This window comes from Streptomyces sp. DvalAA-14 (assembly GCF_900091855.1).
Classification (GTDB): Bacteria; Actinomycetota; Actinomycetes; order Streptomycetales; family Streptomycetaceae; genus Actinacidiphila.
The window spans coordinates 1-19658 of sequence record NZ_FMCH01000511.1 but is presented as its reverse complement, the minus strand read 5'-3'; the positions used below and the strand labels follow the sequence as shown (position 1 = coordinate 19658).

17 protein-coding genes and 2 pseudogenes are annotated in these 19658 nt (G+C 72.0%); 8 read left to right on the top strand and 11 right to left on the bottom strand.

Annotation, left to right across the window (positions count from 1 at the left end):
* The first annotated feature begins 31 nt into the window (after nt 1-31).
* Nucleotides 32-1014, top strand: a pseudogene (locus GA0115240_RS27700) (aldo/keto reductase).
* A 155-nt stretch (nt 1015-1169) separates the two neighbouring features.
* Complete coding sequence (locus GA0115240_RS27695; protein ID WP_093740816.1) at nt 1170-1622, top strand: type II toxin-antitoxin system PemK/MazF family toxin; 453 nt, start codon at nt 1170-1172, stop codon at nt 1620-1622.
* A gap of 58 nt (nt 1623-1680) precedes the next feature.
* On the opposite strand, the gene GA0115240_RS27690 is transcribed toward GA0115240_RS27695, so the two are convergent.
* Nucleotides 1681-2184: a MarR family winged helix-turn-helix transcriptional regulator gene (locus GA0115240_RS27690; protein WP_093740823.1), complete on the bottom strand. Its 504-nt coding sequence runs from the start codon at nt 2182-2184 to the stop codon at nt 1681-1683.
* Between the two features lie 183 nt (nt 2185-2367).
* Here GA0115240_RS27690 and GA0115240_RS27685 point away from each other — a divergent pair, with 183 nt between their 5' ends.
* Nucleotides 2368-3429, top strand: coding sequence for a substrate-binding domain-containing protein (locus GA0115240_RS27685; RefSeq protein ID WP_256070020.1), 1062 nt, complete (start codon nt 2368-2370; stop codon nt 3427-3429).
* A 459-nt stretch (nt 3430-3888) separates the two neighbouring features.
* The gene (locus GA0115240_RS27680; protein WP_256070018.1) at nt 3889-5688 is read left to right on the top strand and encodes a purine-cytosine permease family protein; all 1800 of its coding nucleotides are present in this window, start codon (nt 3889-3891) and stop codon (nt 5686-5688) included.
* A 107-nt stretch (nt 5689-5795) separates the two neighbouring features.
* Here GA0115240_RS27680 and GA0115240_RS27675 read toward each other — a convergent pair whose 3' ends face one another.
* The 5 genes from GA0115240_RS27675 to GA0115240_RS39425 form a co-directional block, all read right to left on the bottom strand.
* On the bottom strand, nt 5796-7424 hold the full coding sequence (locus GA0115240_RS27675) for a hypothetical protein (protein WP_141708984.1): 1629 nt from the start codon (nt 7422-7424) through the stop codon (nt 5796-5798).
* 289 nt (nt 7425-7713) lie between these two features.
* Nucleotides 7714-7983 carry a DUF4235 domain-containing protein gene (locus GA0115240_RS27670; RefSeq protein WP_093740812.1) on the bottom strand — a complete coding sequence of 90 codons (270 nt, stop codon included), beginning with the start codon at nt 7981-7983 and terminating at the stop codon, nt 7714-7716.
* The gene (locus GA0115240_RS37720; protein WP_093740810.1) at nt 7980-8501 is read right to left on the bottom strand and encodes a DUF3618 domain-containing protein; all 522 of its coding nucleotides are present in this window, start codon (nt 8499-8501) and stop codon (nt 7980-7982) included. The genes GA0115240_RS27670 and GA0115240_RS37720 overlap by 4 nt, the downstream gene beginning before the upstream one ends.
* The gene (locus GA0115240_RS27660; protein ID WP_256070017.1) at nt 8498-8884 is read right to left on the bottom strand and encodes a phage holin family protein; all 387 of its coding nucleotides are present in this window, start codon (nt 8882-8884) and stop codon (nt 8498-8500) included. The genes GA0115240_RS37720 and GA0115240_RS27660 overlap by 4 nt, the downstream gene beginning before the upstream one ends.
* A gap of 72 nt (nt 8885-8956) precedes the next feature.
* Nucleotides 8957-9337 carry an aldehyde dehydrogenase family protein gene (locus GA0115240_RS39425; RefSeq protein WP_093740806.1) on the bottom strand — a complete coding sequence of 127 codons (381 nt, stop codon included), beginning with the start codon at nt 9335-9337 and terminating at the stop codon, nt 8957-8959.
* A gap of 173 nt (nt 9338-9510) precedes the next feature.
* Between GA0115240_RS39425 and GA0115240_RS27650 the strand changes: the two genes are divergently transcribed.
* On the top strand, nt 9511-10140 hold the full coding sequence (locus tag GA0115240_RS27650; protein WP_093740804.1) for a TetR family transcriptional regulator: 630 nt from the start codon (nt 9511-9513) through the stop codon (nt 10138-10140).
* A gap of 28 nt (nt 10141-10168) precedes the next feature.
* Here GA0115240_RS27650 and GA0115240_RS27645 read toward each other — a convergent pair whose 3' ends face one another.
* The 4 genes from GA0115240_RS27645 to GA0115240_RS27630 are packed head-to-tail and all read right to left on the bottom strand — an operon-like array spanning nt 10169 to nt 13842.
* Nucleotides 10169-11035, bottom strand: a complete 867-nt coding sequence (locus tag GA0115240_RS27645) for a metal ABC transporter permease (RefSeq protein WP_256070016.1) — start codon at nt 11033-11035, stop codon at nt 10169-10171.
* Nucleotides 11032-11919, bottom strand: coding sequence for a metal ABC transporter permease (locus GA0115240_RS27640; protein WP_256070015.1), 888 nt, complete (start codon nt 11917-11919; stop codon nt 11032-11034). The genes GA0115240_RS27645 and GA0115240_RS27640 overlap by 4 nt, the downstream gene beginning before the upstream one ends.
* Complete coding sequence (locus GA0115240_RS27635; RefSeq protein ID WP_218087443.1) at nt 11906-12838, bottom strand: metal ABC transporter ATP-binding protein; 933 nt, start codon at nt 12836-12838, stop codon at nt 11906-11908. Before GA0115240_RS27635 ends, GA0115240_RS27640 begins: the two co-directional genes overlap by 14 nt.
* Nucleotides 12835-13842 carry a metal ABC transporter solute-binding protein, Zn/Mn family gene (locus tag GA0115240_RS27630; RefSeq protein ID WP_256070014.1) on the bottom strand — a complete coding sequence of 336 codons (1008 nt, stop codon included), beginning with the start codon at nt 13840-13842 and terminating at the stop codon, nt 12835-12837. Before GA0115240_RS27630 ends, GA0115240_RS27635 begins: the two co-directional genes overlap by 4 nt.
* 430 nt (nt 13843-14272) lie before the next feature.
* Between GA0115240_RS27630 and GA0115240_RS27625 the strand changes: the two genes are divergently transcribed.
* Nucleotides 14273-15052: a polysaccharide lyase family 7 protein gene (locus tag GA0115240_RS27625; RefSeq protein ID WP_093740800.1), complete on the top strand. Its 780-nt coding sequence runs from the start codon at nt 14273-14275 to the stop codon at nt 15050-15052.
* A 52-nt stretch (nt 15053-15104) separates the two neighbouring features.
* Here the strand turns inward: GA0115240_RS27625 and GA0115240_RS27620 are convergent.
* A pseudogene (locus GA0115240_RS27620) lies at nt 15105-15650 on the bottom strand (class I SAM-dependent methyltransferase); the annotation flags it as partial.
* A 104-nt stretch (nt 15651-15754) separates the two neighbouring features.
* On the opposite strand from GA0115240_RS27620, the gene GA0115240_RS27615 reads away from it, so the two are divergent.
* Together GA0115240_RS27615 and GA0115240_RS27610 are read left to right on the top strand one after the other, a co-directional pair.
* Nucleotides 15755-16765, top strand: a complete 1011-nt coding sequence (locus tag GA0115240_RS27615; RefSeq protein ID WP_093740796.1) for an aldo/keto reductase — start codon at nt 15755-15757, stop codon at nt 16763-16765.
* Between the two features lie 148 nt (nt 16766-16913).
* On the top strand, nt 16914-19502 hold the full coding sequence (locus tag GA0115240_RS27610; protein WP_093740794.1) for a CehA/McbA family metallohydrolase: 2589 nt from the start codon (nt 16914-16916) through the stop codon (nt 19500-19502).
* Nucleotides 19503-19658: the final 156 nt, after the last annotated feature.

Genomic DNA, 19658 nt, shown 5'->3' with positions numbered 1-19658 from the left:
CGCCGGCGCCGGGCGACGTAGCCTGGGCGCCATGGAGCAGCGAATTCTGGGCAGGACGGGACGAGCCGTGTCCGTCGTCGGACTGGGCACGTGGCAGCTGGGCGCCGACTGGGGCGATGTACGCGAACAGGACGCACTCGCGGTGCTGGACGCGGCCGTCGAGGAGGGTGTCACCTTCTTCGACACCGCCGATGTGTACGGGACGGGCGCAGCGAGCAGCTGATCGGGCGCTACCGCCGGGAGCGGCCCGACGCGGAAGTCTTTGTCGCCACGAAGATGGGCCGCCGGGCCGAGCAGCTCCCGGAGAACTACGTGCTGGAGAACTTCCGCGCGTGGAACGACCGTTCGCGCGCCAATCTGGGCGTGGACACCCTCGACCTGGTGCAGCTGCACTGCCCGCCGACCGCGGTGTACACCTCGGACGAGATGTTCGACGCGCTGGACACGCTGGTCGCCGAGAAGCGGATCGCCCACTACGCGGTGAGTGTCGAGACCTGCGCGGAGGCGCTGGCCGCGATCGCCCGGCCCGGGGTGGCGAGTGTCCAGATCATCCTCAATCCGTTCCGGCTCAAGCCGCTGGAGCAGGTGCTGCCGGCCGCCGAGGCGGCCGGCGTGGGCGTCATCGCCCGGGTACCGCTGGCGTCCGGGCTGCTCAGCGGCAAGTACACCCGCGAGACGGTGTTCGCCGCGAACGACCACCGCAGCTTCAACCGGCACGGTGAGGCGTTCGACCAGGGCGAGACGTTCTCCGGCGTCGACTACGAGACGGGCCTGGAGGCCGCGGCGGAGTTCGCCGAACTCGCGCCGAGCGGCGCCACCGCGGCGCAGACGGCGCTGCGCTGGATCATCCAGCAGCCGGGCGTCACCTCCGTCATCCCGGGCGCCCGCTCGGTCACCCAGGCCCGCGCGAACGCGGCGGCGGGCGGCCTCGCCCCGCTGACCCCCGCCACGCTGGACGCGATCACCGACCTCTATGAGCGACGCATCCGCGCCCAGGTCCACTCCCGCTGGTAGCCCGGGGGCGCCGTTCGGGGTGCGGTGCGGCCGGCCGCCGTGGCCGGGTGCGTCGTAGCTTGTCGCGCGGTTCCCCGCGCCCCTTCGCGGTGCCGCGGACGGCCGGGGACCCCTGCCGTGCCAGCGGCGGGCCGCAGGCCCTACCGTCTGGGGGCGTGACGACCTTTACCGATGACCACGTGGAATTTCCGGGCGAAAGCGGCCCGTACGCCACCACCGAGGCCGACCCGCACGCCGTGGGCCAGGTCCGCACCGAGTACGCCCCGGCCCATGACGGGGACCCCGACCCGGGCGAGATCGTCTGGACCTGGGTGCCGTTCGAGGAGCGGGACGGCCGCGGCAAGGACCGTCCGGTCCTGGTGGTGGCGCGCGAGACCGGCGGCACCCTGCTGGCGGTCCAGCTGTCCAGCAAGGAGCACAACCACGAGCGCGACTGGGTCGCGATAGGCGCCGGCCCCTGGGACCGCGCCGGGCGCGACTCCTGGGTGGCCGTGGACCGCGTCATGCGGCTGCACGAGCAGGGCATGCGCCGCGAGGCCTGCGCGCTGGACCGGGGCCGCTTCAACCTGGTGGTCAACCGGATCAAGGAGCTCTACGGCTGGTCGTGACACCCCCGGCGGCATCCCGGCGGTCCCCCCGGCTGCTGTCGCCGTCGCCCGGACCCGTTCAGCGGGCCGGGCGGCGGCTCACCGCGGGCGCCGGCGGCGGGCCGGCGACGCCGAGGCCGCCGAGCGCCTCGACCAGTTCCGCCAGTGAGCGGGCGAGCTCGTCCGGGTCCGCCGGGAGGGCGGCCCGCAGCGCGGCCCGGTCCTCGGCGACCCGGTGGGCGGCGCGCTGGTGCAGGATGCGGCCGCGCGCGGCCAGGTGGAGCAGCACGCGGCGGCGGTCCCCCGGGTCGGGCCGGCGGTAGACGAGATTGTCGGCCACCATCCGGTCGACCAGTTTGGTGAGGCTCGGCGCGGGCAGCAGCGCGTACTCGGCGATCTCCGTCATCGGATGCCCCGCGCCGTCCGCGACCGCGGACAGCACCCGCCACTGTTCCACCGCGCAGCCCTCGGCCGCCAGCACCGCGGCGAGCCGCTGCACCAGCCGGCGCTCGGCGTGGCTGAGGAGATGCGCGAGGTCGTACGACGGCTCGGGGGGCCGCTGCTGCGACGGCTCGGAGGACATGTTTGCCGGGGTCCTTCCGCAGGTCTACTGTTCGGCCACATTAGGGGTCTTGGCGAGGGAGCCGGGGCCGGGTCCGTGTTCTCCCGCCCGCAACTCCCTCCCGGAGGTGGCCTGTTGCTCCCGGGATCGGCTGACCCGGACAGACCGGTAGGACCCGCGGGGTCCGCGGAGCCCGCGCGGCCCGTGCGGCTCGGCGGCGACGACACCCTGACGGTGGCCCTGGTGGTGCCGCTGCACGGTCCCGGCGGCATCTTCGGTCCGTCCTGCGAGCTGTCCGCGCGGCTGGCCGCCGAGGAACTCAACGCGGCCGGAGGCGTGTTGGGCCGCCAGCTGCGGCTGGTGACGGTGGACGGGGGCGGCGCGCCCGAGCGGGTCGCCGCCGACGTGGGCGCGCTGGTACGGCTCGGCGCGGTGGACGCGGTGGTCGGCTGGCACATCTCGGCGGTCCGCAAGGCGCTCGCCCCGCGGATCGCGCACCTGGTGCCGTACGTCTACACCGCGCAGTACGAGGGCGGCGAGCGCACCCCCGGCGTTTTCCTGACCGGGGAGACGGATCTGCGTCAACTGCTGCCCGCCATGCGCTGGTTGGCCGAATCCAGCGGTGTGCGGCGCTGGTGCACGGTCGGCAACGACTATGTGTGGCCGCGCGCCACCGCCCGCGCCGCCCGCGCGTACGCCCGCGATTGCGGCGGCCGGATGCTGGGCGAGGCGTTCCTGCCGCTGGGCACGGCGGACTTCGGGCCGGTGCTGCGCCGGATCGAGCGGTGCGCCGCGGACGCGGTCCTGATGCTGCTGGTCGGCGGGGACGCGGTCCGCTTCAACCGGGCCTTCGCCGCGTACGGGCTGCCCGAGCGGTGCCTGCGGCTGAGTACGCACATGGACGAGAACATGCTGCTGGCCACCGGCGCGGAGGCGACCGCCGGACTGTGGGCGGCCTCCGGCTACTTCGAGACGCTGGCCACCGCCGAGTCGCTGGACTTCAACCGCCGCTACGCGCGGCGCTTCGGGGTGTCCGCACCGGTCGTGGGCAGCCTCGGCGAGTCCTGCTTCGAAGGGCTGATGCTGCTGGCCGCGCTGGCCGAGCGGGCCGGATCCACCCGGGTGGCGGCGCTGCGGGCGGTGCGCGGACCGGTGGCCTACGAGGGTCCGCGCGGTGTGTTGCGGCTCCGCGGCAACCATCTGGACCAGCGGATCTACCTCGCGCGGGCGGACGCCTTCGACTTCGATGTCGTCGCCCAACTCTGAGCTCCCGTCGAGGGGTTGGTGCGCCGGTGCCGCTGGGTCCGTGCCCTGCCTGGGCGTTGACATTACCTTCCCGCAGAAATACTTTCTAGGGGAAGCATCGGGGCGAAGGGGCCCCGGGAGGACCGCGCGGCGCTCGCCGCCGGGCCGGCGCCCAGCCACTGCCGCAGCCACCGTCGCCCGCGCCGGCCGCGGGTGCGGGCGGGCCCGTCGTGGGCGGGCCGGGCGGGTCGCGGATCGTATTCCTCGGCGGCCCGAGCGAATTCGCCATTCCGCTGTTCGGCTATTCCGGCGGACCCTTTTCCGTGCCGCTCCGCAATTTTCTACGCGCGTCGCGCCCATCCGGTCCCAGGTCCAGCAATTTAAAGGACCGGAAACTGTCGAGAAACAATGCGGCGCCACTCTTCCAAACGCCACCCGGGTTGTCCGGGGGCAGACACTTCGGGCGGAAGAGGGACCACCGTGACGGAGACCATCGATACCCAGGCGCCCCCCGGCGAAGGCAAAGGCGCCGACGACGGCGCCACCACCCGCCGCTACAACGGCTGGGCGCGGAACACCACGCTGGAGGACTACTCGCTGCGCTACGCGCCCAAGTCCTTCCGCCGCTGGACACCCTACGTCGTCGCCACCACCGCGCTCGGCGGCATCGCCTACCTCGCCGACTTCGCCATCGGCGGCTCCATTGTGATCTCCAACGGATTCCAGAGCGCGCTGGTCGCCATTCTCGCCGCGGCGGTCACCATCTTCCTCACCGGAATTCCGATCTCGTACTACTCGGCGAAGTACTCGATCGACATGGATCTCCTCACCCGGGGCGCCGGATTCGGCTATCTGGGCTCGACCCTCACCTCGATCATCTATGCCAGCTTCACCTTCATCTTCTTCTCGCTCGAAGGCTCGATCATGGCCCAGGCCCTCGATCTGGGCCTGCACATACCGCTCGCCGTGGGCTATCTCATCTGCTCACTGATCATCTTGCCGCTGGTGTTCTTCGGGATGACCGCGCTGTCGAAGATGCAGGTGTGGACGCAGCCGGTGTGGCTGATCCTGATGGTGGCCCCGTTCGTCTCCATCGCGATCCAGAAGCCGGAGAAGTTCTCCCAGTTCACCCACTTCGCCGGCAACTCGCCGACCGGCTCGTCCGTCAGCCTGCTCGGGGTCGGCGCCGGCGCGGGTGTCGCGCTGTCCCTGATCGCCCAGATCGGCGAGCAGGTCGACTACCTGCGCTTCATGCCCGACAAGACGGCCGCGAACGCGAAGAAGTGGTGGGCCGCGGTGCTCAGCGCCGGTCCCGGCTGGGTGATCCTCGGCGCGGCCAAGCAGCTCGGCGGCGCGTTCCTCGCCTTCTACATCGCCGGCAGCGTCGGCCTGTCCAAGGCCAATGAGCCGATCCAGCAGTACGTTTCCGGCCTGCACACCTTCGCGGCGCCGATCGCACTGGGCCTGGCCACGTTCTTCGTGATCCTGTCCCAGATCAAGATCAACACGACCAACGCGTACTCCGGCTCCCTGTCCTGGTCCAATTTCTTCTCCCGGCTGACCCACCGCCACCCCGGCCGCGTCGTCTACATCTTCCTCAACGTCGGCATCGCGCTGGCCCTGATGGAGTTCGGCGTCTTCGGCTTCCTCAACACGGTGCTGGCCTTCTACTCCAATGTGGCCATCGCGTGGATCGGCGCGGTGGTCGCCGACCTCGTCATCAACAAGCCGCTGAAGCTGAGCCCTTCGTACATCGAGTTCAAGCGGGCCCACCTGTACAACTTCAACCCGGTCGGCTTCGGCTCCATGCTGATCGCCTCCGGCATCTCCATCGCCGCCTACTTCCACGCCTTCGGCGCCTACGGCAAGGCGTTCTCGCCGTTCATCGCGCTGGCGGTGGCGATGGTGCTGTCGCCGCTCTTCGCGGTGGTCACCAAGGGCAAGTACTACATCGCCCGGATCGACGACCAGCAGGAGCCGCTGATCCTGGACAGCGGTCTGCTCTCGGCGGTCACGATGGCCTGCACGGTGTGCCAGGAGGAGTTCGAGCGGCCCGACATGGCGGGCTGCCCGTTCCACGCGGGTGCGATCTGCTCGCTGTGCTGCAGCCTCGACAAGAACTGCCACGACGCCTGCAAGGCGCCGGGGGGCGGAGCCGGCCGGGTGGACCTGGGCATGCCGGCGCTGGCGTCGGCCGCTCCGATCGCTCCGATCGCTCCGGTCACTCCGGCGGGTCCGGACGCCCCGAACGACCCGGCGGCCGCGGCGACCGAGGGCTGATCCTCGCGGCCGACCTTCCCGCGGCACAGCGAACGGCCGGGGCCCCGTGGGCCCCGGCCGTTGAGCTGTCGGCGTGTCAGCGGGTCAGCCGACCCGTCGGCGCGTCATCAGTGGATGACGTCGACGTTCACGCCCTTGGTCGAACTGTAGAAGTGCTTCGAGTCGGTCTGCAGGTACGCGCCCCACGTGCCGTCCCCGTACGCGGGGGTGCTGAAGCTGTAGCGGCCGGCCGCGTTGGTGTAGGCCTTCTTGACCCAGTACCACTCGGTGTCGCCCTTGGGCTTGTAGACCAGCACGACGTAGGCGTGGTTGTAGTGCGCCCAGCCCTTGGACGTCATCTGCGTGACGACGCCGCTGACCGACAGCTTGCTGGTGTCGTAGGACGGGCGGGTCGGCGTCACGGTGACCGACATCTGGGTGCGGATGCGGTTCAGCCGGTGCGCGGGCTGCACCAGGCCGAGCATCTGCGCGCTCTCGAAGTGGATCACCCGGTAGTAGCCGTCGTAGTTGCCGTAGGCCTGCATGGCGTACGAGACGTACTTGCCGTAGGTGTAACCGGTGGTGATGTGCGAGAGGTTGATCCAGCCCGACTTGCCGTTGGGCGAGTACTGCAGCCACAGCGACTGGTTGGAGGCGTTGCCGTTCAGCCGGCCGGTGGTCTTCACCAGGCCCTCGTCGTCGATCGACCAGGCCGGCAGCGTGATGGAACCGGCCGTCGGCACGTTGACCGTGTCTTCGTCCTGGCTGTTCGGCGGCAGGTAGGTCGACGGGCGCAGGTAGGTGTGCAGCAGGGTGGTCATGTTGGCGGTGATCGGGTACGAGAAGCTGCCGTCGGCCGCCGACGTGGTACTGGCGAGCTGGTGCGGCACCGTGTACTGGTAGGAGTCCGGGTCGGCCGCGGTGGTGACCACCGGCGCCCCGCCGAACGGCTTCCACTTGCCGCCGACCAGCTGCTCGACCTTGCCCCGGACGGTGATCCGGGTGCCCTTGTGCACCTGGGTGGCGCTGGGCGAGGACGTGACCCGGTAGGTGACCGGGTTGGCGGGCACATTGCTGATGAACTGCGACGTCCCCGCCGGCGTCAGGTCGGCCGGCGTGGTGTGGATCACGGCGGCGCCGTTCTCCAGGCCGCCGCCGGGCGTGACCAGCAGCTGGAAGTCACCGTTCTCGTCGGTGTCGACCTCCGCGTGGCGCTGGACGTACGAGTCGTACGGCGAGTGGTCTTCCTGCCACATGAGCGCCACATCGGTGTCCGCGCCGGCCGGCCCGGTGGTCCCGGTCGCCGGGTCGAACGCGTCGACGTGGCCGCTGAGGACGACGTCCCGGTGCGTGAAGTCGGTGCTGGTGCGGTCGGTGGTGAAGGCCGCCAGGAACGCGTGCTTGCGGTAGTTGAGCAGGCCGTCGGTGCCGTGCGCGGCGCCGGACCAGTGCTGGGTGGTGCCGTCGGCCAGGGTGTAGTCGACGTCGACCGGGTAGCTGCCGTAGGCGGTGCCGGCCGGCAGCTGCACGGGGGCGGTGGTGGTGTCATTGCTGAAGTCGCTGACGGTGAGCAGCGTCGCGGCGTCGTCGGCGGTGGACGAGCGGACGCTGATCTGCAGCGAGGTGAGCGGAGCGCTGTCGGACAGGTCGACTTCGAGCCGACCGTCGTCCCCGGTCACGAGGTGGGTCACCGTGGTCGTCGGCGCGCCGTCCGCGAAGGCGGTCGGGGCGACAGTGATGGCGAGCCCGGTGGACATGATGACGGCGGTCGCGCAGAGAACGGCGCGCCGCCGAGTGCGCGTGATGCGCATCGTATGGACCCCCCACAGGTCATAACAGCGTCGCAGATGGCGAATCGCTGGAGCAGCAGAGTAACTCCCGCCCCTGACATGTATGCGCCCGGGTCATACCGAACGCACAACGACATCCGGACTGTTGCCCTCCGCCGGAATCCCGTCGCCGCCCCGTCGCCAGCCCGTCGCTGTCCCTGCGCCGCTACCCGCCCGCGCCGCGGTCCGGTCCGGTCCGGTCCGGTCCGCGCAAGCGTCAGCCCTTGGGCCAGGTGCCGGTGAGGCGGCGGATGCCGGTGGCGCCCGCCCGGGTGACCGTGCCCTTGACGACGGCGAAGATCGCGCCGTGGAGGGCGGCGGAGGCCAGGACTTCGCCCCAGCCGCGCTCCTCGTCCATCATGTCGGGCGCGTCGTCCTCGTGGGCGACGAGCTTCCAGACCTGGGAGAAGACGGCGCCGGCCAGCATGCCGCCGGCGATGCCGACGAGCAGACCGACCGGCTTGTAGACGACCGTCACCGCCTTCATCGGCGGTCGCCGCGGTGCTTCAGCCAGAGCAGCGTGCCGGTTGCCGCGGCCACCGTGACGCCGACGATCGCCGGAAGGTACGTGCCGCGCCACTGGTCCTCGGACACCCGGTTCAGCTTGGCGCCCGCCTTGCTGCCGGCGTTGTGCGCGGCGTCGCCGAGGTGGGAGCCCGCCTCGTGGGTGGCGTCCGAGGCGGCGACCGCCTTGCCCGTCGCCTCGTCCCTGGCGGCGGTCACCTTGCCGACCGCCTCGTCCTTGGCGGCTGCCGCCCGGCCCACCGCCTTGTCCTTGGCGGCGGTCACGCGATCGGTGGCCTCATGGGCGGTGGCGCGTACCCGGGTCGCCGCGTCGTTGGCCTTGGCCTTGGCACGGGCGGGCACGTCCGCCTTGGCGGCCAGTTCCTCGACGGTTTCGCCGAGTTGTTCGCGCGTCTGCGCGATCTGCTGCTCCAGCTCGGCCAGCGCCGGATCGGCGTGCCGGCCGACGGACCCCGGGGTCCGCTGCTCGCCCTGGGTCATCGCTTCGCCCTTTCCTTGAGCGTTTCCACGTCCTGCTTCATGCTGTCGACCGCCTCACCGGGAACCGGCGGCACGGCCCGTTTGAACTCGTACTTGCCGGTCAGCGCCAGGATCCCGGCCAGCGCCAGCAGCCCACCCGCGACGATCAGCGAGGCGGCCCACACGGCCAGCGGAATCGCGGCGATCACGGTGACGATCAGCGCCGCCATGCCGAAGAAGGCGCACAGACCCGCCGCGCCGAAGAGCCCGCCGCCGACACCGGCCCGCTTGCCCTTCTGCGTCAGCTCGGCCTGCGCCAGTTTGATTTCCTGCCGTACCAGCTGGGAGAGCTGCTCGGTGCCCTGCTTCACGAGCGTGCCCACCGACCGGTCGGCCTCGTCCACGTACGTCACGGCCGTCACCTCCGTCGTTGCTGTCGTCCGTGCGAAGGCGGGCGCCCGTCGACGAACCCGCTCCTACCCCTCGGCTTTCCACAGCGGGCGGACAGAAACGAATCCGGACCGGATCAGCCGCCGACGTCGGTGGCGATCGACTTCAGCTCGACGTATTCCGCCAGGCCGTGCGGCCCGTACTCCCGCCCGAAGCCGCTGCTCTTGAAGCCGCCGCCACGGGCCGTGGTCGAAGGCGTCCCGAGCGGCTGCCATCGCCCGGTCGACGTCCTCGGGGGCCGCCTCGGGTGTCCGGCCGACCAGCCGCTGGTCGTGCGGGGAGCGGACTTCGATCACCCCGTCGCCGGCCGGGGTGTGCCAGGGCACGGGAGGCGCCGACGGGTTCGTCGCGGGCTGCGGGCCGGCCGCCCTGCCGGTGCTCGGGGTCTGCGGCTGCGTTGTCGTCATGGTGCTCGTCCTCCCGGGGGCAGTCGATCTCACTCCGTTTAATAAAATACCGTTGCGCTAACAAGGCAACCCTGTTGCGTTAAAGTGAGGGCACGACGACGCCGCGGGAGCCCCCGCAGCCCGGCTTCCAGCGCGCCCGCAGCCCCCAGCACAAGCAGCAGCGGCACCGGGCGATCCTGGACGCCGCCCGGGCCCTCGCCCTGCGCGACAGTGTCCGGGCGGTGAGCCTCACCGACATCGCCGCCGAGGCCGGCCTCCACAAATCCGCGGTGCTGCGGTACTTCGAGACCCGCGAAGAGGTGTTTCTCCAGCTCACCGCCGAGGGCTGGCAGGACTGGGCGAAGGCACTGGGCGAGACCCTGGCGTCCGGTCCGGCCGATGCGCCCGGTGCACCCCGTGCGCCCGGTGCACCCGGGCCGGCCTTCGTGGCCGCGGCGGTCGCCGGCACCCTCGGCGACCGGCCGCTCTTCTGCGACCTGCTCTGCCACGCCCCGCTCCACCTGGAGCGCAATGTCTCGCTGGAGGCCGTCCGGACCTTCAAGCTCACCGCGCTCGCCGCCGTCGCCGAGATCCGCGACGCCCTCACCCAGGCCCTGCCCGGGCTGACGCCCCGGCAGGCCGGCGATCTGGTGGCCGCCGTCACCGCACTGGCCGCCGCCCTGTGGCAGACCGGCAATCCCCCGCCGACCCTCGCCCTGCTCTACGCCCAGGACCCGCGGCTCGCCCACGCGGCCGTCGACTTCGCGCCCCGGCTGCGCGACCTGACCGAGGCGACGATCACCGGCCTGCTCGCCCGGAACTGACCGCCGTCCGCCCGATGGCGCCGATCAGCTACCGCCGCACGGCGAAAGCCGCCGCGTAGCCGAACGTCGCGGTGGCCACGATGGCGAAGCTCGGCGGCAGGTCGGGGAAGACGTAGCTGAGCACGAGGCCCACCCAGACCGCGGCCAGTGCCAGGAGCGCCGAGAGGGCCAGCGCGCGGTACGGCCGATCGGTGAGGCGGTGCGCGGCGCCCGCCGGGGCGGCCAGCAGGGCGAGCAGCAGCAGGGAGCCGACCGCCTGGGTGGCCTCGGCCGCGCATCCGCCGACCAGGACGAGGAAGGCGAAGCCGAGCAGCCGGACCGGCACGCCGTGGGCCGCGGCCACCTCGGGGTCGGTGGAGGCGAACAGCAGCGGGCGGGCGATGAGGAGCAGCGCCCCGCCCAGCCCGGCGCCGACCGCGGCGGCCACGTACGCCTGCCCCGCGGACAGGCCGAAGACGGAGCCGAACAGCACGCTGACCCCCGCGTTGCCGTTCCCGCTGCTCCGGGAGGTGGTGTAGACGGTCAGGAAGAAGACGCCCAGGCCCAGGGTCCAGGAGAACAGGCTGCCGATGGCCACGTCGTCGGCCCGGGCGCCGCGTCCCAGGGTGCCCAGCAGCAGCGCCACCGCCACGCAGGTGGCGAACAGGCCCAGCCGCAGGTCCCAGCCGAGGGCGAGCGCCGCCAGCGCCCCGGTGAACGCGGTGTGGCTGAGCGCGTCCCCGGTGAAGACCTGGGCCCGCAGCACCAGGAAGTAGCCGGCCAGCCCCGCCGCGAGCGCGATGCCGGTGCCGGCGATCAGGGCGTGCACGAAGAACGGGTGCGAGAGCGGTCCGCCCGCCAGCAGGACGGGCGCCGGGGAAAAGTGACGTTGCGTCAGATTGTCAATGGTGCTCACGCCGCCGCCCGCCGGCCGTAGGAGTCGACGGCCAGGCGTCCCGCCCGGGCGAGGACGTACGCCCCGAAGGCGAAGGTGGAGACGTAGAACCCGATCGGGTACGGCGAGAAGTACGCGGTGATCAGCCCGGTCCAGGTCACCACCAGCGCGATCACCACCGACAGCGCCAGGCCGGCCGCCGGGCGGGCGGTGAGGGTCTGGGCGGTGGCCGCCGGCATCACCAGCAGGGCGAACACCAGCAACGAGCCGGTGATCTGGCCCACTTCGGCGGCGGCCGCGCCCAGCAGGACGAGGAAGACGGTCGCCAGCGCGCGGACCGGTACCCCGCGGGCCCGGGCCACGTCCGGGTCGGTGGAGGCGAAGAGCAACGGCCGCCCGATCGCGGCCAGGACGGCCAGCGCGACGGCCGCGACCACCAGCAGCACCAGGACCTGGTCGGAGGTGATCCCCAGGAAGCTGCCGAACAACAGGGAGTTCACCCCGTTGAGGAAGCCCTTGTAGAGCGCGACGAACAGGAAGCCGCAGGCCAGCAGGAAGGACTGGACCGTGCCGGTCAGAGCGGCCTCCGCGCCGCCCGCGTGCCGGCCCGCGCGCGGGACGGCTGCCAGGACCAGCGCCGCGGCCAGGCAGAAGCCGAAGTAGCCCCCGGCCGCGCCGACTCCGATCAGGGTGGCACCGGCCGCGCCGGGAAAACCGACCACGGACAGCGTGTGCCCGGCGAAGCTCTGCCGCCGCAGCACCATGAACCAGCCCACGCAGCCCGCGAGTACGGCCACGACGGCGCCGGCCCGGAAGGCGTTGACCATGAAGGGGTAGGCCCACATCTGGCGCAGGTCGTCGACCGGGTTCCAGCAAAAGCCCGCGGTCACGTCAGCCAGCGGCACGGGCACCTCCGGCGGCGCGGGAAGGCGGCCCGGGATCGGCGGGGCGGTCCGCCTGCCGGTCCGCCTGCCGGTCGGTGTGCCGGTCCGCGTGCCGGTCGGTGTGCCGCGCGGGGGCCTCGGGCTGGCCGACCACGACCAGCCGGCCGTCCGACGTCCGCAGGACCTCGACCGGCGTGCGGTACAGGCGGGTCAGCGTCGGCCCGGTGATCACCTCGTCCGGGGTGCCGGCCACCGCGCCGCCCTCGGCGAGGTACACCACCCGGTCCAGATGGTGCAGGATCGGGTTGACGTCGTGCGCGACCATCACCACGGCGACCCCGCGTTCATGGCAGATCCGGCCGACGAGTGCGGCCACCGCGCTCTGGTTGGGCAGGTCCAGGCTGTCCAACGGCTCGTCCAGCAGCAGCAGTTCCGGCTCGCGGACCAGCGCCTGGGCGATCAGCAGCCGCTGCTGCTCACCGCCGGAACAGGCGCCGATCGGGCGGTCGGCGTAACTGCTCGCACCGACCAGGTCGATCACCTCGGCGACCCGGCGGCGGGCGGCGGACTTGGCCCCGCGCCGGACGAAGGGCAGCGGCACGCCCCACCGGTCGCCGTCCAGGCCGAGCCGGACGATGTCGGTGCCCCGGATGCGCAGGCTCGCGTCGAAACCGCGCCGCTGCGGCAGATAGCCGACGCGGTGCCCGGTCGCGCCGCGGCCCGGCCGCTCGCCGAGCACCCGTACCTCGCCGGCGGCGGCCGGCAGCAGCCCCAGCGCGACCTTCACCAGGGTGGACTTGCCGACGCCGTTCGGCCCCAGCACGGCGACGAACTCACCGCTGTCCACCCGGGCGTTCACCCCCGACCACAGGGTCCGGCCGCCCACCCGGACGGCCGCGTCCCGCAGTTCGAGGACCGGTGGTGTGCCAAATGCGCTCACTTGCCGGTCGCTTTCGCCAACGCGGCAGCGATGCCGTCCAGTTGACGCACCTGCCACTGCTGGAAGGAGGCGCCGGCCGGGGTCAGCGTCTCGGTCACGGTCGCGACCGGGATTCCCTCGGCCTTGGCCTCCTTGACCTGCTCCTGAACATCGGGCGTCGCGTTCTGGCTGTTGTAGACGTAGATCTTGATCTGCTTGCCCTTGATCTGCTGGTCGATCTCCGTCTTGTCGTGTGCGGTGGGGCCCGATCCCTCGCTGATCGCGCTGAGGAAGGAGTAGGGCGTCAGCATCTTCAGGCCGAGCCCGTCGGCCAGTGGCGAGACGATCGACTCCGAGGCGCCGATCGGGGTGCCGGCGTACTTCGCCTTGATGCCGGCGATGGCCTGGTTGTAGGGGGCGAGGGTGGTGTTCTCGAAGGTCGCCTTCCGGCTGTCGAAGTAGGCGGCGTCGGCCGGGTCGAGCTTCTTGTACTCGGCGGTGATCTGCTCGATGACCCGGTGCACGTTGTCCGGCGAGTACCAGCGGTGCGGGTTGCCGCCGGGCTTGACGCCGACCAGGTCGCCCACCGTCAGATCGGTGCGGGACGGGTTGGGACTGGCGGCGAGCAGCTTGTCGGCCCAGGCGTCGTAGCCGATGCCGTTGACGATGGCGTACTGCGCGCCGGCCACGGTACGGGCGTCGGCGGCGGTGGGTTCGTAGTCGTGCGGGTCGGTGGCCGGGTTGGTGATGATGCTGGTGACATCGGCGTGGGTGCCGCCGAGCTGCTCGGCGATGCTGCCCCAGAAGTTCTCGGCGGCGACCACCTGGATGGTTGTGCCGGAGCCGGAGCCGGAGCCGGAGCCGGAGCCGGAGCCCGTGCCCTGGCTCGCGGCGGGGGCCGCGTTCTTGCTGCCCGCCGAGGAGCCGCTGTCGCCCCCGGAGGTCGAGCAGCCGGTGGTGGCCGCGGTGAGCGCGGCGGCCAGCAGCAGTCCGCCGGCGGTGAACGGGGATATCGGGGTACGCACGAGGGCTCCTCGCTGGATCGGTTCGCGCCGGGCCCCGGGGGAGCGGGACCTGGTGACAGGACCTCTCAGACGTTAGGTGGAAATGGTTTTCAACACCAGCTCTGCGACAGGTGGTGATGAAAACCGTTGCCAATTCTTGACCCGACATGGTCCACCGAGTTCGGTGTGTGACCTCGTGTTCACGCACATGAACCCTGCGGCGCGGTCCGGAGCGCGCATCGCCAGGCGTTCCGCAGGCCCGCACCGCAGCGGCCGGGACCCCGTGCCACATTTTCTTCCCGGACCCGTAGCGCAGTGAGCTGCGAGGATGAACTCCGGTCGCGAACCGGGTCGTTGACGGGGAAAGCCGGCCGTGCTATCCAGTTCAGACGTCCTATTGGACTAGACCTAGTTCATCCACGTGAACTCGGAGCATCGGAAGGACCCCCACATGAAACTCCGCTCCAAGCTCCTCACCACCGCCGCCGCGATCGGCATCGTCGGCACCCTCGGCTTCCTGGGCACCAGCGCCAACGCCGCGTCCCCCACGAAGGCCCCCGGCGGCAACTTCAACCTGTCGGTCTGGGAGCTGCAGGAGCCCGTCGGCTCCCCCGGCTCGCCGACCACCATCCCGTCCTCCCAACTCCAGGGCGACGACGGCTTCCAGGACTCGTACTTCTACACCGACACCCGCGACGGCGCGATGACCTTCTGGGCCCCGGAGAAGGGCGTCACCACCCCCAACTCCAACTACGCCCGCTCCGAGCTGCGCGAGATGAACTCCAACGGCAGCGCGGCGAACTGGTCACTGAGCGGCAGCCACAAGCTGAGCGCGACCCTGCGCGTGGTGTCCGTGACGTCGAACGTCTGCGTCGGCCAGATCCACCTGGGCACCGGCGGCTCGTCCACCAAGCCGCTGATCGAGCTCTACTACCACTCCAACGGCGACATCGTCGCGGGCACCGAGAACTCGCCCGACGGTGGCCAGACGACCCACACCGTGGGCCACGTCTCGATCGGCAAGACCTGGACCTACACGATCGCGGTCTCCGGCGGCAACACGATCGACCTGACGGTCAACGGCAGCACCACGCACTACGCCATCCCGTCGTCCTTCGACGCCTACAAGCAGTACTTCAAGGCCGGCTCCTACAACCAGTCCTCCTCGGACAGCACCACCAAGGGCGCGCGGGTCGCCTTCTACGGGCTGACCGTCTCCCACAGCAGCTGAACCGGTGCCCGGGTCCGGCGCCACGCGGTGGCGCCGGGCCGGGCGGCGCCGATCACGGCCGGCCGCCGTCCGGGCCGGCCGGCACGGCCCGCACCCAGGTGCGATCGCCGGTGAGGTAGGTGTCCACCACGAGCCCCTCCTCGGCCAGCGCGCTGTCGAAGTCCCGCGTGGTGAGCGGGCGGGACAGGAACGTCTGCGTCCACCGCGCGTCGGGGAAGACGTACTCGACGTGGACGGACCGCACCCCGGGGCCGACCGGTTCGGAGGACACCACCCGGATGAGACCGCCGGCGATCTCCCGCTCCCGCGGCAGGCCCTGGTGCGCGTCCTCGGGCTCGCGCTGGATCAGCACACAGCCGTCCCGCGCGACATAGCGCCGGCAGGTCCGCAGCAGTGCGCGGCGCTCGCCCGGATCAGCGGCGTGCACGAGGCACGAGGCCAGCAGCACCACGTCGAAGCGCTCGTCGAGTTCCAGTGTCGCGATCGGGCCGCAGACCGTACGGGCGCCGTGCACCCGCTCCAGCATGTGCGCGGATTCGTCGACGGCCGTGACGGTGAAGCCCCGTCGCACCAGCGGACGGGTCACCCGGCCCACGCCGACCCGGTTCGGCTCAGCCCGACCCGGCCGACCCGGTCCGGCTCAACCCGGCCGCCCGAAAAGGCACTTGCCATCGAGTGCGCTCCAAGGTGTTGGCTCGGGGCATGGACTACACACAGCTCGGACGCACCGGGCTCTCGGTCGGCCGTCTGGTGCTCGGCACGATGAACTTCGGCTCCGAGACGGACGAGGCCGGCAGCCGGGCCATCATGGACGCCGCGCTGGGCGCCGGGGTCAACTTCTTCGACACCGCGAACATCTACGGGCGCGACACGCACAAGGGGCTGACCGAGGAGATCCTCGGCGGCTGGTTCGCGCAGGGCGGCGGGCGGCGGGACAAGGTGGTGCTCGCCAGCAAGCTCTACGGGAACATGACCAACGACGGCCGGGCCTGGTACGAGCAGTCATGGCCGAATCACGAGAAGTTGAGCGCGCTGAACATCCGGCGCGAGGTCGAGGCGAGCCTGCGGCGGCTGCGGACCGACCACATCGACGTCTACCAGTTCCACCACATCGACCGGGCCACCCCCTGGGACGAGATCTGGCAGGCCGTCGACGTACTGATCCGGCAGGGCAAGATCCTCTACGCCGGCTCCAGCAACTTCGCCGGCTGGCACATCGCCCAGGCCAACGAGACGGCGGCGCGTACCGGCCGGGTCGGCCTGGTCAGCGAGCAGTGCCTGTACAACCTGGTGGAGCGCCGGGCCGAGATGGACGTGATCCCGGCGGCGCGGGCGTACGGCCTGGGGGTCATCCCCTGGTCGCCGCTGCACCAGGGGCTGCTGGGCGGGGCGTTGCGCAAGGAGCGGGAGGGCGGCGGTTCGCGGACGAAGGCCGGCCGGTCGGCGACCGGGCTCGCCGATCCGGTGGTGCGCGGGAAGGTGCGGGCGTACGAGGAGCTGTGCGGCAAGTACGGGCTGGAGCCGGGCGAGGTGGCGCTGGCCTGGCTGCTGACCCGGCCGGGGGTGACCGGGCCGATCGTCGGGCCGCGGACGGCGGGGCAGCTGGAATCGGCTTTGCGGGCGGTGGAGTTGGAGCTGCCGGCCGAGCTGCTGGCCGGGCTGGACGAGATCTTCCCGGGTCCTGGGCCGTCCCCGGAGGCCTTCGCCTGGTAGCGGGCGCCCGCCGCCGGCGGCCCGCATTGTTCCGGTGATCAGCACGCCTGCTTCGGAACGGGTTCATGCCGAGGCACGAGGAGTTCCTTAGCGTCGCTAATGATTCGCACCGTTCCGCGAGGGAGCGGTGGACGAAAGGCGCGCGCAGATGGAAACACCGAAGGACGCCAGCGGTCCGGTCGGCCCGGCCGGCACCACCGACAGCATCGGCCGGACCGGCGGTACCGACCACGCCACCGGCTCGGCGGAGCTGACCCGCCGCAGATTCGTGGTGGTGGCCGGCGCCGCGGTCGCGGTGGCCGGGATCGGCGCGGGCGCCGCCGACGCGGCCACCGGGTCCGACAGCGCGGCGCCGGTCGCCGCCGCCCAGGGGGCCGCGGTGCAGGGCGCCAAGGGGCCCAAGCCGCCCAAGGGCCAGTGGCTGGCGGGTGACACCCACGTCCACGACGACCACTCGTCGGACGGCAGCGGGCCCCGGCAGACGTCACAGCAGACCCTGCCGGGCAACCTGCCGGTCGGGGACCAGATCGGCGAGGGCGAGAAGACCGGCCTGGACTTCATGCCGCTGACCGACCACCGCACCTACGACCAGGTCTGGGACCCGCAGTGGAAGTCCTCCCAGCTGCTGCTGCTCCCCGGTGAGGAGGCGAACGGCTCCCCGCACGCCATCGTGCTGGGCAACGTGGACGTCATCGTCGACGGCGCCAACCCGGCCGGCTCCGCGAGCTTCCGCCACGTCCAGCAGTCCGTCTGGGACGCGCACGCGCAGGACGCGATCTGGTCGCAGGCCCACCCCGACGACGGTGAGTACACCCCGGCGGCCGGCGTCAACGACAACGCCAGCGTGCAGGGCGCGAACCTGGTCGAGGTGCTCAACGTGGCCAGCGACCCCGACGCCGAGGTGGACTACGCGGAGAACCGCTGGAACGCCGGCTTCCGCTTCGGCGTGGCCGCGGCCAGCGACTGCCACTTCCGTGAACTGTGGGACATCGACGCACCCGGCGAGCCGACCACCCACGTCTTCACCGCCGAGCGTTCGGTACGCGGCATCCTCGACGGATTCCGGGCCGGCCGCACCACGGTCTCGCAGAACATCACCGGCCCCTTCCTCACCCTTGAGGCGGACGCCGACGGTGACGGCGTGTTCGAGGCGATGGGCGGCGACGAGATCGTGATCGCCGGACGGCTGCCCAAGAAGGCCGCGCTGCGGGTGAAGTTCAAGGCCGGCCTGGGCACCACCGTCCATGTGTACGCGGCGCCCGGTCGCGCGGCCGGACCGATCGCGACATTCGTCCCGCAGAAGCCCGACGAGACGTACGAGCTGCCGCTGGTGGCTCCTGGCGCCGGCGCGGACCACACCTGGTACCGGGTCGAGGCGCGGTCCCCGGGGTCCGCGTCCGGCTCCGAGGCGGACCCCACGCTGCCCGACCAGTTGCGCGCCGCCACCTCGCCGGTCTTCCTGTCGATCGGCGCACCGGCCGACCCGACGCCGGAGATCGCGCTCCCCGCCGCCGACACCACCGCCGACGCGGCCACGCCGGTGGCCGGCGAGCAGGGCGGCTTCACCGGATTCCCGGATGTGGCCGTGCACGGCAAGGCCACGCACGTCGTGACCGAACTGCACGCGGACCAGGCCACCCGGGTCGTCTACCACCGCCTCGACAACAAGGGCCGGGTCACCACGACGCGGACGCTGTCCGGTGACTCGGCCACCGCGCGCTTCCCCCGCGTCGCCGTGTCCGGTGACGACATCTGGGTGGTCTGGCAGGACGAACTCGGCAACGAGCAGCCGCACCGGCCGGTGATCCTGCTGGCCCGCAGCACCGACGGCGGCACGTCCTTCACAGCGCCCGAGCGGCTCAGCAAGGGCCAGGGGCGCGCGGTCAACCCGGCGATCGCGCTGATCGACGACCGGCATCCGCTCGTCGCCTGGTCGGACAACAGCGGTGGCGCCTTCGACGTGTTCGCGCAGATCGTGGGCGTGGACCGGGCCGCGGTCAACATCTCGGCGGCGGGCAAGGCGGTCAGCGCGGGCCTACCGACCGACGCGCGCTCGCCGCGCTTCCCGGCCTCGCTGTTCCCGGCGATCGCGGTCGGCGCGAACCGGCACGCGGTGGTCACCTGGCAGGACGACCGCTTCGACCCGGACCCGCTGTGGACCGGCCACACCCCGCCCGCCGGGCAGCCCGCCAGCGGCGGCACCGACCCCGACAACTGGCAGATCCTGGCGGCGGTCCGCAAGGCGCCGGGCCGTAGTTGGAGCACGCCGGTCCAGGTCAGCGCGGTCACCGACCGCGCGGACCGGCACCCGGGGCTGGCGGTCGCGGCGGACGGCACGTTCGTGGCGATCTGGGAGAGCGGCGCCCTGCAGAGCTCAGGCGCCAACCTCCAGCTGCGCGCGAGCCGTTCGGCCGACGGCGGCACGACGTGGACGGCCTTCGAGCAGGTCGGGCCGGCGCCCGAGGCGATGAGCCAGCGGGCCCGGCTGAGCCAGGACCCGGACGGCGCGGTCCGTGCGGTCTGGTACGACTCCCGCTCGACGGACTGGCGCTGGAAGGTCTTCACCGCCACCTTCGACCTCACGGCCGGCTGGTCGGCGGCCCGCCAGGTCACCACCCGCGGCAACAACACCTGGCCTGCGGCCCACTCCGGCGTCGTCGTCTTCACCACCGACCGCGCCGCCCGCCGCCCCCAGCGCGACGCGACCCAGCAGGTCTTCATGTCCCGCCTCACCTGACCCACCGGGAGCGGGTGGCCCTCCGGCCGGGCTCCGTACGGCTCGGGTCTCGCCCCGGGGGGCGGCCCCGACCGTCACCGGCCACCCGGCCGGGGGTCGTGGCTTGAAGGGCGGCGGCCCCGGCCCGGGGTCACCCGTGGCCGGGGTCTGGCCCTC